Annotated in this window: 10 protein-coding genes; 8 read left to right on the plus strand and 2 right to left on the minus strand. The window is 73.4% G+C overall.

Annotated features, from left to right (window positions below; all coding sequences use genetic code 11):
* The first annotated feature begins 14 nt into the window (after positions 1-14).
* The 5 genes from AC4IJH_RS05955 to AC4IJH_RS05975 all read left to right on the plus strand — a co-directional run bounded on the left by AC4IJH_RS05955 (position 15) and on the right by AC4IJH_RS05975 (position 5,878).
* Entirely contained in the window at positions 15-1,658 is a 1,644-nt protein-coding gene (locus tag AC4IJH_RS05955) for a PucR family transcriptional regulator (protein WP_490850452.1), read from the plus strand.
* A 173-nt stretch (positions 1,659-1,831) separates the two neighbouring features.
* Positions 1,832-3,277 (plus strand): aldehyde dehydrogenase family protein, encoded by a 1,446-nt coding sequence (locus AC4IJH_RS05960; protein WP_490850453.1) that lies wholly within the window; start codon positions 1,832-1,834, stop codon positions 3,275-3,277.
* A 143-nt stretch (positions 3,278-3,420) separates the two neighbouring features.
* Positions 3,421-3,591, plus strand: coding sequence for a 50S ribosomal protein L32 (gene rpmF, locus AC4IJH_RS05965; RefSeq protein ID WP_490850454.1), 171 nt, complete (start codon positions 3,421-3,423; stop codon positions 3,589-3,591).
* Between the two features lie 291 nt (positions 3,592-3,882).
* A complete protein-coding gene (locus AC4IJH_RS05970) occupies positions 3,883-5,220 on the plus strand; it encodes a sensor histidine kinase (protein WP_490850455.1) in 1,338 nt (445 codons plus the stop codon).
* Positions 5,195-5,878, plus strand: a complete 684-nt coding sequence (locus AC4IJH_RS05975; RefSeq protein WP_490850456.1) for a response regulator — start codon at positions 5,195-5,197, stop codon at positions 5,876-5,878. The genes AC4IJH_RS05970 and AC4IJH_RS05975 overlap by 26 nt, the downstream gene beginning before the upstream one ends.
* Before the next feature lie 72 nt (positions 5,879-5,950).
* Here the strand turns inward: AC4IJH_RS05975 and AC4IJH_RS05980 are convergent, their stop codons facing one another.
* Both AC4IJH_RS05980 and AC4IJH_RS05985 read right to left on the minus strand, forming a co-directional pair.
* Positions 5,951-7,192 (minus strand): MFS transporter, encoded by a 1,242-nt coding sequence (locus tag AC4IJH_RS05980; RefSeq protein WP_490850457.1) that lies wholly within the window; start codon positions 7,190-7,192, stop codon positions 5,951-5,953.
* Positions 7,193-7,342: 150 nt separating this feature from the next.
* A complete protein-coding gene (locus AC4IJH_RS05985; RefSeq protein ID WP_490850458.1) occupies positions 7,343-7,768 on the minus strand; it encodes an Rrf2 family transcriptional regulator in 426 nt (141 codons plus the stop codon).
* A gap of 240 nt (positions 7,769-8,008) precedes the next feature.
* On the opposite strand from AC4IJH_RS05985, the gene AC4IJH_RS05990 reads away from it, so the two are divergent.
* The 3 genes from AC4IJH_RS05990 (at position 8,009) to AC4IJH_RS06000 (ending at position 12,667) form a co-directional block, all read left to right on the plus strand.
* Positions 8,009-9,934 (plus strand): acyl-CoA dehydrogenase family protein, encoded by a 1,926-nt coding sequence (locus tag AC4IJH_RS05990; protein ID WP_490850459.1) that lies wholly within the window; start codon positions 8,009-8,011, stop codon positions 9,932-9,934.
* A 154-nt stretch (positions 9,935-10,088) separates the two neighbouring features.
* Complete coding sequence (dxr, locus tag AC4IJH_RS05995) at positions 10,089-11,366, plus strand: 1-deoxy-D-xylulose-5-phosphate reductoisomerase (protein ID WP_490850460.1); 1,278 nt, start codon at positions 10,089-10,091, stop codon at positions 11,364-11,366.
* Complete coding sequence (locus AC4IJH_RS06000; protein ID WP_490850461.1) at positions 11,363-12,667, plus strand: M50 family metallopeptidase; 1,305 nt, start codon at positions 11,363-11,365, stop codon at positions 12,665-12,667. Before dxr ends, AC4IJH_RS06000 begins: the two co-directional genes overlap by 4 nt.
* Positions 12,668-12,803: the final 136 nt, after the last annotated feature.

Here is a 12,803-nt window from a genome sequence, read left to right on the forward strand (position 1 = left end):
GCATCGAAGGTCCCATGCCTCACACGCTCGCCTCCCTGGTCAACCACTCCGCGCTCAAGCTGACCGTGCTCGCGGGCGAGGACCGGCTGAGCACCCCGGTGCGCTGGGCCCACGCCAGCGAGCTGATCGACCCGGTGCCGTACATGGAGGGCGGGGAGCTGCTGCTGATCACCGCCCTGAAACTGGACGCCGAGGACCCCGAGGCCACCCGCAGATATGTGCGGCGCATCGCGCAGGCGGGCGTGGTGGGCCTGGGCTTCGCGGCCGGCGTCAACTACGACGAGGTGCCCGAGGCGCTGGTCGCGGCCGCCAAGGAGGAGGGGCTGCCGCTGCTGGACGTCCCCCGCCGCACCCCCTTCATCGCCATCAGCAAGGCCGTCTCCGCCGCCGTAGCCGCCGACCAGTACCGCGCGGTGACCGCCGGATTCGAGGCGCAGCGCGAGCTGACCCGGGCCGCGCTGAGCGCCGAGGGCCCCGAAGGGCTGCTGGCCCGTCTCGCCGCCCATCTGGACGGCTGGGTCGCGCTGTACGACGCCTCCGGCGCGGTGGCCGCCGCGGCCCCCGAGTGGGCGGCCCGCCGCGCCGCCCGCCTCACCGACGACGCCGCCCGGCTGCGCGAGCGCCCGGCCCCGGCCAGCGCGGTGGTCGCCGACGCGGACGGCGAGGACCGCGTCGAGCTGCAGTCCCTGGGCACGGGCCGCCGGGCGCGCGGGGTCCTCGCGGTCGGTACGGGCGCCCCGCTGGGCACCGCCGAGCGCTATGCCGTGCACTCCGCGGTGGCCCTGCTCACCCTCACCACCGAGCGCTCCCGCTCCCTGCAGGCCGCCGAACAGCGCCTGGGCGCCGCGGTGTTGAGGATGCTGCTGGCCAACGAACCCGACCACGCCAGGGCGGTGGCGGGCCCGCTGTACGGCTCCCTGCTGGACGCGCCCTTCCGCGTGGTGGTGGCCGAGCCCGCCGCCGTCGACGCCGAGGCGCCCGAGCAGAGCCCGGCGGCGCTGGAGGCGCTCGCCGACGCCATGGAGTCGGCGGCGGCCCGTACCGGCGAGGCGGTGCTCGCCGTCCCGGACGGCCCCCGGCTGATCGTGCTGGCCGTGGACGGCGGCGCGGCGGTCCGGGCCTGCGCCGAACACGCCGCGGCCGTCCAGGCCCGTACGGGCGCAGGGCCCCGCTCCCGGGGGCGCGCCGCGCGTACGGAGGCGGCCGAGGAGGGACTGGCCGTGGGTCTGTCGGCGCCGGCCGGGCCGATGGCCGCCGCCCACGCCTACCGCCAGGCCGAACAGGCCCTCTCCGTCGCCCGCCGCCGCGGCCGCACCCTCGTCGAGCACGAGGACGTCGCGGCCGGCTCGGTGCTGCCGCTGCTGGCCGACGACGCCGTGCGCGCCTTCGCCGACGGCATGCTGCGCGCCCTGCGCGACCACGACGCCACCGGCCGCGGCGACCTGGTCGCCTCGCTGCGCGCCTGGCTCTCCCGGCACGGTCAGTGGGACGCGGCGGCCGCCGACCTCGGCGTGCACCGCCACACCCTGCGCTACCGGATGCGGCGGGTGGAGGAGATCCTCGGCCGCTCCCTGGACGACCCGGACGTCCGCATGGAGCTGTGGCTGGCGCTGAAGGCGACCTCGGTGCCCGCGGAGCCCGGCGCGCCCGGGGAGTGAGACCGGGCCGCGCCGCCGAAGGCGCTTGCCCCCCGCCAAAGCGGCACAGCGCGCCGCCGCAGTACTCCGCGCCGGACAAACGACCGCGCCGCCGTGCCCCCCTACGGTGGGGGAAAGCCTGCAAGTACGGCCCAGGCCGGGCCGCCCACCACTTCGGAAGGGCCGGGATCCACGTGACCTCCACCCATGCCTTCTGGCTCGCCGGTCGCCGGGCGACCGGCGCGGACACCTTCGACGTCACCTCTCCCTGGGACGGCCGGCTGGTCGGCACGGTCAGCGTGCCCACCGAGGCCCAGGTCGAGGAGGCCGTCGCGGCCTCCGTCGCCGTGCAGGCCGAGCTGGCCGCCACCCCCGCCCACGTACGCGCCGCGGCCCTGGACCATGTGCACCGGCGCCTGCTGGAGCGTACGGAGGAGATCGCGCGGCTGATCTCCGCCGAGAACGGCAAGCCCATGAAGTGGGCCCGCGGCGAGGTCGGCCGGGCCGTGTCCGTCTTCCGCTTCGCGGCCGAGGAGGCCCGCCGCTTCAACGGCGGCGAGGCCCAGCGCCTGGACACCGACGCGGGCGGCGCGGGCCGCCTGGCCCTGACCCGCCGCTTCCCGCGCGGCACGGTCCTGGGCATCGCGCCCTTCAACTTCCCGCTCAACCTGTGCGCCCACAAGGTCGCCCCGGCCATCGCGGCCGGTGTGCCGATCATCCTCAAGCCGGCCCCGGCCACCCCGCTCTCCGGCCTGCTCATCGGCGAACTGCTGGCCGAGACCGATCTGCCGGCCGGCTCCTGGTCCATCCTCCCGGTCCCCAACGACCGTATGGAGGCGCTGGTCCAGGACGAGCGGCTGCCGGTGGTCTCCTTCACCGGCTCGGAGAAGGTCGGCTACGCCATCCTGGACTCCGCGCCGCGCAAGCACATCACCCTGGAGCTCGGCGGCAACGGCGCCGCCGTCGTCCTGCCCGACTTCTCCAGCGAGGCGGACCTGGACTGGGCGGCGCAGCGCATCGCCACCTTCTCCAACTACCAGGGCGGCCAGTCCTGCATCTCCGTCCAGCGGGTCATCGCAGACGCCTCCGTCCACGACCGGCTGCTGCCCAAGATCGTCGCTGCCGTCGAGGCGCAGGTCACCGGCGACCCGTCCGAGGACGCCACCGAGGTCGGCCCGCTGGTGAGCGAGGACGCGGCCCGGCGCGTGGAGTCCTGGGTGGAGGAGGCGGTGGGCGCCGGCGCCCGGCTGCTGGCCGGCGGCAAGCGTGAGGGCGCCTCGTACGCCCCGACCGTGCTCGCCGACGTCCCGGCCGGTGCCACCCTCGCCCGCGAGGAGGTCTTCGGGCCGGTCCTGACGGTGCAGAAGGTGGACGGCGAGGCCGCGGCGTTCGCGGCGGTCAACGACTCCAAGTACGGCCTGCAGGCAGGGGTGTTCACCCACGACCTGCAGGCGGCCTTCCGCGCGCACCGCGCGCTGGAGGTGGGCGGCGTGGTCATCGGCGACGTGCCCTCCTACCGCGCGGACCAGATGCCCTACGGCGGCGTCAAGCAGTCCGGCGTGGGCCGCGAGGGCGTGCGTTTCGCGATGGAGGACTACACCTACGAGCGCGTGATGGTGCTCACGGGCCTGGACCTGTAGAGGAGCCTGCAGGGGAGAGAGGCCTGACGACGGCCGGGGCGCGCGGTGGCGCACCCCGGCCGTCGTGCGTGCGGCCCCGACACCCTTGGCGCATGAAAATCATTTTCATGTAGGCTGGCGGTCGCCCCGACCGAAGGAAGGCCATGGCTGTCCCCAAGCGCAAGATGTCCCGCTCCAACACCCGGCACCGCCGCTCCCATTGGAAGGCGGCCGCCCCCGGTCTCGTACCCGTCACCATCGACGGCAGGCAGCACATGGTCCCCATCCGGCTCGTGCGCGCCTACCAGCGCGGGCTGCTCACCCCCGAGGACTGACCGGCCGGACGGGGAGCGGCGGGCTCCGGCACCCTGTTTCCGGAGCCCGCCGCCTTCCCCCGTAACCCGGTTCCCCCGTTCCCCGTCCGGCCGTCCCCCGCCGGTGCCGTCTCCCCGCGTGCACCGGACTTCGACCGTACGGTCCCGGCGCACCCGCGGTCGTCCCGTCAGAGGTGGAATCGCGGCCGCTACTTACGGGGTAGCCGCACGGGCGGCTGCGACTTCGGCGGTATGCCGGGGCCGGCGGCCGGTTCGGTGCCCCGGCGCCCGGACCGGAGATACGCTGCGGCGATGCTGATGGCTGGGGCGGCGCGAGAGCTGCGGGGGCGGCTGGGCAAGGTCCCGCCGCTCCTGGTCGACTCGGTGATCGCGCTGGCGTTCACCACCGTCGCGCTGCTGCTCGCCGCCGAACGCCCGCCCGAGGGCCGCTACTGGGACCGCCCCGACGCCCTGGGCTACGCGCTGATCTGCGCCGTCAACCTCACCCTCGCCGCCCGCCGCCGCGCCCCGCGCGCGGTCTTCGCCGCCACCACCCTGCTGTGGCTGGCCTATATCGCGGCCGGTTTCTGGCCGGTGGTCAACAGCGGGGCGCTGATGCTGGCGCTCTACACCGTCGCCGTCGCCTGCCGTACGCTCCACGCCCTGGTCTGCGCCGCCACCATGACCCTGGTCTGGACTGCGGCGGGACTGGCCACCCCCTACAGCGACATGGCCACCGTCGTCGCCCAGGCGCTGGTGGTGCCCGCCTTGATGTGGAGATTCGGCGACAACGCCCGCCAACTGGCCGCGCGCAACCGGAGGTTGTCCGAGCTGACCGGGCAGCTGCGCCGCGAGCGCGAGGAGAACGCGCGCCGCGCGGTCGCCGAGGAGCGGGTGCGCATCGCCCGCGAACTGCACGACGTCGTCGCCCACCACATGTCCGTCATCTCCGTCCAGGCGGGCCTGGCCGACTATGTCTTCGCCTCCGACCCGGACACCGCGCGGCGCGCGCTGGCCACCATCGCGGGCACCAGCGGCGAGGCGCTGGAGGAGATGCGGCGGCTGCTGGCGGTGCTGCGGGTGGACCCCCAGCAGATGTCCGGCGAGCGGGAGTCGGACCGCGACGGCACCGGCGCGCGGGCCGAGGGGGAGGAGGCGCAGCCCTGCCGGCCGACGCCCGGGCTGGACCGCATCGAGGAGGTCGTCCAGCGGGTGCGCGGCGCCGGGCTGCCGGTCGAGCTGCGCACGACGGGCGAGCGGCGCACCCTGGCTCCCGGCGTGGAGCTGTGCGCCTACCGCGTCGTACAGGAAGCCCTCACCAACGTCCTCAAGCACGCGGGCGGCGAGCGGGCCGAGGTGTGCCTCGCCTACGCCCCCGACCGTCTCACCGTCGAGGTGACCAACGGCCCGGCGGCGCCCGGGTCCAGGGCCCACACCCACCCCAAAGCGGCCAAAGCACACGGCTCTTCGGGGCACGGCTTGATAGGGATGCGCGAGCGGGCCAGGATTTACGGCGGCACCCTGGCCGCGGGACCGCTGGCGGACGGCGGCTTCCGGGTGTCGCTCACCCTCCCTGTCCACACCGCGGCGGGATCGGGTCCGCCGGGGGAAGGGACGACAGAGCGTGATCCGGGTGCTCGTGGTCGATGACCAGATACTCATCCGCGCGGGCGTCGCCGCGCTGCTGCGCGCCGCCCCCGGCATGGAGGTGGTGGCGGAGGCCTGCGACGGCGAGGAGGCGATCGCCCTCGCCGCCGAACACCGCCCCGACGTCGTCCTGATGGACATCCGGATGCCCGGCCTCAGCGGCATCGCGGCCACCGAGCGGATCCTTGACGACGCCGCGAAGAGCGGCCACCGGCCCCCGCAGATCGTCGTGCTGACCACCTTCGACCTGGACGAGTACGTCTACGCGGCACTGCGCGCCGGCGCCTGCGGATTCCTGCTCAAGGACACCCCGCCGCAGCGGCTGCTGGCCGCCATAGCCACCGTCGCGGGCGGCGACATGCTCTTCGCGCCGAGCGTCACCCGCCGTCTGATCGAGGCCTACGCCCAGCAGCACGACCTCGACGGCGCCACCGCGAGCGCCCCCGGGGCCCTCCAGGCGCTCACCGCCCGGGAGTTGGAGGTGCTGCGGCTGACCGCCAGGGGCCTGTCCAACCCCGAGATAGCCGACCGCCTGGTCATCAGCGAGGCCACGGTCAAGACCCATCTGAACCGCACCATGGCCAAGCTCGACCTGTGCAGCCGCGCCCAGGCGGTCGTCCTGGCGTACGAGACGGGGCTGGTCACGCCGGGCGGCGGCTGACCGGGCCCGGGTGCCTCCCTCTGCCGCCGCGCCGGGCATCGGGCGCGGCGCTCCCTCCCCTCGCGCCGGATATCAGGCGCGGCTGTCCGCCGTGCCCGGCGCCGTCTCCGTAACGGCCGTGTCCGGCGCTGTCTCCGTAACAGCTGTGCCCGGAGCCGGAGTTGAGGCCCGCGCCCGTATGGCCCGGTGCGTCGCCTCCGCCGCGGCCAGGCCGACGGCGATCAGGACGGCGCCGAGCGGGCCCAGGCCGTGCGCGCCGAAGGCCGCGATGCCCGCGGCGCCGACCACCGGGGCCGCCGAGACCGCCACGTACACCGTGGCCGAGCCCAGGCTCGTCAGCAGCGGCGCCGCGTCCGGCAGTGCGCTGATCAGGCGGTGGGTGTGCGGGGCCAGCGCGCCCCAGCCGCACACGCCCCACACCGCCAGGGCCACCGCGGAGCCCGCCACGGTCCGACTGGTCCACGGCAGCAGGGCGAAGTCCACCGCGGCCACCGCCACCGCCGTGTTGATCACCGGCCGGCTGCCGAAGCGGTCGGTGAGCGAGCCGGAGGACAGCGTGCCGATCGTCGCCGCCACGCCCCAGACCACCTGGAGCGCGGCCAGGGTGGTGGCGCTGTTGCCGGTGGCCCGGTCGAAGGCCTCGCCGATGTAGGAGTAGACGGTGTAAAGGCCGGTGAAGACCAGCAGCAGGGTGCTCAGCGTCAGCGCGATACGGGTGTCGCGCAGCGGGGCCAGCCGCGCGCGCAGCCCGACGGCGGGCGGCACGGGTACGGCGGGCAGCAGCACCGCCACCCCCACCGCGGCCAGCGCGCCCAGTGCGGCGACGAAGTACATCGTCACCCGCCAGCCGCCGCCGGCCCCGGCGATCACCGTGCCGATCGGCGCGCCCAGCGCGGTCGCCGCGCTCAGCCCGGTCATCACGATCGCGATCGCCCGCCCCCGCCGGTGCGCCGGCGCCAGCATCGCGCCGGTGGCGGTCGCCGCCGGAGTGACCATGGCCGCCCCCGCGCCCGCCAGCACCCGGGCGGCGAGCACCAGCGGGTAGGAGGGCAGCAGCGCGGTGGCGAGGTTGGCGACGACGAAGGCGGCCAGGCCGGTGAGCAGCACCCGGCGGCGCGGCCAGGCGGCGGTGAGGGCGGCCGTCACGGGGGAGAGCAGCGCGTACGGCAGCGCGTAAGCGGTGATCAGCTGGGCGGCGGCGGCCGTGGAGATACCCAGGTCATGGGAGATCCCGGGCAGGATGCCCGCGATCACGAAGCTGTCGGTGCCGATGGCGAAGACGCCGGCGGCGAGCACGAGCAGGGGGGCGTACACGGATCCTCCGTGGGTGAGGGCGACGGAAAGCGTCGAACGTCGCCGGGGTACGTGACAGAAATCGGCGTAACGGACATTGACGTAACAGAAGCGGTTACAACAAAGGGCGGAAAAGAAGCCGGCCACTCGGGCCGGCGCTCGTGGGCCGGGTCAGGCCAGGGTCTCCTTCAGGACGTCCGCGACGGTCCGCCCGGCCAGGGCCTTCTTCATCGCCTCCTCGGCCTGCGCGTAGGCGTCCAGCAGTGCGGGCTGGATGCCGCGGCCGACCGGGCAGGCCTGGTTGGGCGTCCCGGCGTGCAGCGCGAACAGCGGTTCGTGGCTCACCGCCTCGTACACGTCCAGCAGCGTCACCTTTGACGGCGCCCTGGTCGAGCGCCACCCGGCGCCCTGGCCGCGCTGTACGGACACCAGGCCCGCGTCGCGCAGCTGGCCCAGGGTGCGCCGGACCACGACCGGGTTGGTGTTCAGGCTGCCCGCGATCTCCTCGGAGGTGACCACGTCGTGCCGCTTGGGCTCGACCAGGGCCATCCAGGTCAGGACGTGTACGGCCACGGTCAGCCGGCTGTTGGCGCTCATCGTTCCCCGTTCGGTCCCGGTCCGCCGCTGTCGAAACCAATCCTGTTACGACAGTGCCCGCTTTGGCAACCCCCGCCCGCGCCGCCGTGCTCCTCCCGTGCGCGAGGGCTGGTGCAAGTCGTACGGATCGGGTACAGACTCACAAGTAGCACCGGCGAGTAGCTACCCGGGCTACCCGGGCGGCCCGGAGCCCCGGGCGGTCCGGCACACGACCCGACTCCGCGGCGAGGTGAGCCCCTCATGACCGCACCATCCACCCCCACCCGCTCCGTCTCCGAACGTGAGGCGCGGCAGGTCGCCGAGGCGGCCCGCGAACAGGACTGGCGCAAGCCCAGCTTCGCCAAGGAGCTGTTCCTGGGGCGCTTCCGGCTCGATCTGATCCACCCGCACCCCACCCCCGCCACCCAGGACGCCGAGCGCGGTGAGGAATTCCTCGCCAAGCTCCGCGACTTCTGCGAGACGAAGATCGACAGCGCGCGCATCGAGCGCGAGTCGCAGATCCCCGACGAGACCGTCACCGGCCTCAAGGAGATCGGCGCCTTCGGCATGAAGATCGACACGAAGTACGGCGGCCTCGGGCTCACCCAGGTCTACTACAACAAGGCCCTCGCCCTGGTGGGCACCGCCAGCCCCGCCATCAGCGCGCTGCTCTCGGCCCACCAGTCCATCGGCGTACCCCAGCCGCTGAAGATCTTCGGTACCCAGGAGCAGAAGGACACCTTCCTGCCGCGCTGTGCCCGTACCGACATCTCGGCCTTCCTGCTCACCGAGCCCGACGTCGGCTCCGACCCCGCGCGGCTGGCCACCTCCGCCGTCCCCGACGGGGACGACTACATCCTGGACGGCGTCAAGCTGTGGACCACCAACGGCGTCGTCGCCGACCTGCTGGTCGTCATGGCCAGGGTGCCCCGCTCCGAGGGCCACAAGGGCGGCATCACCGCCTTCGTCGTCGAGGCCGCGGCCCCCGGCATCACCGTGGAGAACCGCAACGCCTTCATGGGCCTGCGCGGCATCGAGAACGGCGTCACCCGCTTCCACCAGGTACGGGTCCCCGCCGCCCACCGCATCGGCCCCGAGGGCGCGGGCCTCAAGATCGCCCTGACCACCCTCAACACCGGGCGCCTGTCGCTGCCCGCGGTGTGCACCGGCGCCGGGAAGTGGTGTCTGAAGATCGCCCGCGAGTGGTCGGCGGCCCGCGAACAGTGGGGCAAGCCCATCGCGCGGCACGAAGCGGTCGGCGCCAAGATCTCCTTCATCGCCGCGACCACCTTCGCCCTCGAATCCGTCCTGGACCTCTCCTCCCAGATGGCCGACGAGGACCGCAACGACATCCGCATCGAGGCCGCGCTCGCCAAGCTCTTCGGCTCGGAGGCCGCCTGGCTGATGGCCGACGAGCTCATCCAGATCCGCGGCGGCCGGGGCTTCGAGACCGCCGCCTCCCTCGCCGCCCGCGGCGAGCGCGCCGTCCCCGCCGAACAGGTCCTGCGCGACCTGCGCATCAACCGCATCTTCGAGGGCTCCACGGAGATCATGCACCTCCTGATCGCCCGCGAGGCGGTGGACGCCCACCTCTCCGTCGCCGGCGACCTCATCGACCCCGACAAGTCACTCGCCGACAAGGGCAGGGCGGCCGCCAAGGCAGGCGGCTTCTACGCCCGCTGGCTGCCCAAACTCGTCGCGGGACCCGGCCAACTCCCGCACACCTACCAGGAGTTCGGCGACCTCGCCGGGCATCTGCGCTATGTCGAACGCGCCGCCCGCAAACTGGCCCGCTCCACCTTCTACGCCATGTCGCGCTGGCAGGGACGGATGGAGACCAAGCAGGGCTTCCTGGCCCGCATCGTCGACATCGGCGCCGAACTCTTCGCCATGAGCGCCTCCTGCGTACGCGCCGAGCACCTGCGCGCCACCGACGAGCACGGCCGCGAGGCACACCAGCTCGCCGACGCCTTCTGCCGCCAGTCCCGCATCCGCGTGGACGAGCTCTTCGACCGCCTGTGGACCAACACCGACGCCATCGACCGCAAGGTCACCGCCGGCGTCCTGACCGGCACCTACCAGTGGCTGGAGGAGGGCATCGTCGACCCCAGCGGCGACGGCCCCTGGATCGCGGACGCCGCCCCGGGCCCCGCCGGGAAGGACAACGTCCACCGCCCCATCCGCTGACCGCGCGCGGGTCCGGGAGGGCCACCGGCCCTTCCCGGCCCGCACGTTCACCGCCCGGAGTTCACTCGTCCGGGTAGCACCACAGGAGCCCCACCGGCCACCGTGATCGGAGTCCCTGTCCGGCACGGGGACCCGACCGGCCACAATGGAGTCCATGACGGACTCCCTCGCTCATCCGCACCTGCGTTTCGACGCGCCCGCCACCGCCCCGGGAACGCCCCGGGACATCGTGATCCTCGGCTCGACCGGATCCATCGGTACGCAGGCCATCGACCTCGTGCTGCGCAACCCCGACCGGTTCCGCGTCACCGCGCTCTCGGCCGCGGGCGGCCGGGTCGACCTGCTCGCCGAGCAGGCCGGGCAGCTGCGGGTGCGTACGGTCGCGGTGGCCCGCGAGGACGCGGTGCCCGCCCTGCGCGAGGCGCTGCGCGCGCGGTACGGCACGGGGGAGCCGCTGCCCGAGATCCTCGCCGGGCCCGACGCGGCCACCGAGCTGGCCGCCTCCGAGTGCCACACGGTCCTCAACGGCATCACCGGCTCCATCGGCCTGGCGCCCACCCTCGCCGCCCTGAGGGCGGGCCGGGTGCTCGCCCTGGCCAACAAGGAGTCGCTGATCGTCGGTGGCCCGCTGGTCAAGGAGGTGGCCGCGCCGGGCCAGATCGTCCCGGTGGACTCCGAGCACTCCGCGCTCTTCCAGGCCCTGGCCGGCGGCGAGCGCAAGGAGGTCCGCAAGCTGGTGGTCACCGCCTCCGGCGGCCCCTTCCGCGGCCGTACGAAGAAGGAACTGGCCGGTGTGACGCCCCAGCAGGCCCTCGCCCACCCCACCTGGTCCATGGGCCCGGTCGTCACGATCAACTCCGCGACCCTGGTCAACAAGGGCCTGGAGGTCATCGAGGCGCATCTGCTCTTCGACGTCCCCTTCGAGCGGATCGAGGTCGTCGTCCACCCGCAGTCCTACATCCACTCGATGGTGGAATTCACCGACGGCTCCACCCTGGCCCAGGCCAGCCCGCCGGACATGCGGATGCCCATCGCGCTGGGCATCGGCTGGCCCGAGCGGGTGCCCGACGCCGCCCCCGGAATCGACTGGACCAGGGCGCAGACCTGGGAGTTCTTCCCGCTGGACGGCGAGGCCTTCCCCTCCGTACCCCTCGCCTGCCACGTCGGCGGCCTCGGCGGCACCGCACCCGCCGTCTTCAACGCCGCCAACGAGGAATGCGTGGACGCGTTCCTGCAGGGCGGGCTGCCGTTCACAGGGATTGTGGATACCGTCGCCGAGGTAGTCGCAGAGCACGGCGTCCCCGCCAAGGGAACCTCCCTGACCGTGGCGGACGTCTTGCAGGCGGAAACCTGGGCGCGCGCCCGCGCCCGTGAGCTCGCCGCACGGGCGGCAGGCACCACGACACCGGAAACATCGGAGGCCCGCGCATGACGACCTGGATGACCATCCTGGGCATAGTCGTCTTCGTCGTCGGCCTGCTCTTCTCCATCGCCTGGCACGAGCTGGGGCATCTGTCCACGGCCAAGATGTTCGGCATCCGCGTGCCGCAGTACATGGTCGGCTTCGGGCCGACGCTCTTCTCCCGCAAGAAGGGCGACACCGAGTACGGCATCAAGGCCATCCCGCTCGGCGGCTACATCCGCATGATCGGGATGTTCCCCCCGGGCGACGACGGGAAGCTGCAGGCCCGCTCCACCTCCCCGTGGCGCGGCATGATCGAGGACGCCCGCTCGGCGGCGTACGAAGAGCTGCAGCCCGGTGACGAGAAGCGGCTGTTCTACACGCGCAAGCCCTGGAAGCGCGTCATCGTGATGTTCGCCGGGCCGTTCATGAACCTGATCCTCGCGGTCGTGATCTTCATGAGCGTGCTGATGGGCTTCGGCATCAGCACCCAGACCACCCAGGTCAGCACGGTCTCGGACTGTGTCATCGCGGCCTCGGCCAACACCAACAAGTGCCCGGCGGGCGCCAAGGACTCCCCGGCCAAGGCCGCGGGCCTCAAGGCCGGCGACAAGATCGTGGCGTTCGACGGCGCGGCCGTCGACGACTGGGGCACCCTCCAGGGCCGTATCCGCGACACCACGGGCCCCGCCACGATCACCGTCGAGCGCGACGGCAAGCGGCTGGACCTGCGCGCCGACCTGATCGCCAACAAGGTCGCCAAGACCGACGGCCACGGCGGCTACGTCCCCGGCGAGTTCGTCACCGCGGGCTTCCTCGGCTTCACCCCGGCCAGCGGCATCGTCCCGCAGTCCTTCGGCCAGTCCGTCGACCGCATGGGCAACATGGTCCAGCAGGGCGTCGAGTCGCTGATCAACCTCCCCACCAAGATCCCCGACCTGTGGGACGCCGCCTTCAACGGCGGTGACCGCAAGCAGGACTCCCCGATGGGCGTGGTCGGCGCGGCCCGGGTGGGCGGCGAGGTCTTCTCCCTGGACATCCCGCCGGAGCAGCGGGTGGCGACCATGCTCTTCCTGGTCGCGGGCTTCAACCTGTCGCTGTTCCTGTTCAACATGCTGCCGCTGCTGCCCCTGGACGGCGGCCACATCGCGGGCGCCCTGTGGGAGTCGGTACGCCGCGCCTTCGCCAAGGTCTTCCGCCGCCCCGACCCCGGCCCCTTCGACGTGGCCAAGCTGATGCCGGTCGCCTACGTCGTCGCCGGCATCTTCATCTGCTTCACCCTGCTCGTCCTGGTCGCCGACGTCGTCAATCCGGTGAAACTGGCGGGCTAGCCGTCCTCCTCGGGCGCCGGACAGGGCAATATTCCGGCCCGTCCGGCGTTCGAGGACGAGCGGCCGCCAGGCCGCGGTACACGGCGCCGCGGCAGCCGGCCACCGCACATATGACGGACAACCGCCCGGCCGCCTG

Source organism: Streptomyces sp. UF-297, from assembly GCF_058245575.1.

Bases quoted from the DNA above. Each gene is read 5' to 3' on its own strand.
- dxr (WP_490850460.1), top strand. From the start codon at position 10,089: ATGACGGACTCCCTCGCTCATCCGCACCTGCGTTTCGACGCGCCCGCC.
- AC4IJH_RS06000 (WP_490850461.1), top strand. From the start codon at position 11,363: ATGACGACCTGGATGACCATCCTGGGCATAGTCGTCTTCGTCGTCGGC.
- AC4IJH_RS05970 (WP_490850455.1), top strand. From the start codon at position 3,883: ATGCTGATGGCTGGGGCGGCGCGAGAGCTGCGGGGGCGGCTGGGCAAG.
- AC4IJH_RS05985 (WP_490850458.1), bottom strand. From the start codon at position 7,768: ATGAGCGCCAACAGCCGGCTGACCGTGGCCGTACACGTCCTGACCTGG.
- AC4IJH_RS05955 (WP_490850452.1), top strand. From the start codon at position 15: ATGCCTCACACGCTCGCCTCCCTGGTCAACCACTCCGCGCTCAAGCTG.
- AC4IJH_RS05990 (WP_490850459.1), top strand. From the start codon at position 8,009: ATGACCGCACCATCCACCCCCACCCGCTCCGTCTCCGAACGTGAGGCG.
- rpmF (WP_490850454.1), top strand. From the start codon at position 3,421: ATGGCTGTCCCCAAGCGCAAGATGTCCCGCTCCAACACCCGGCACCGC.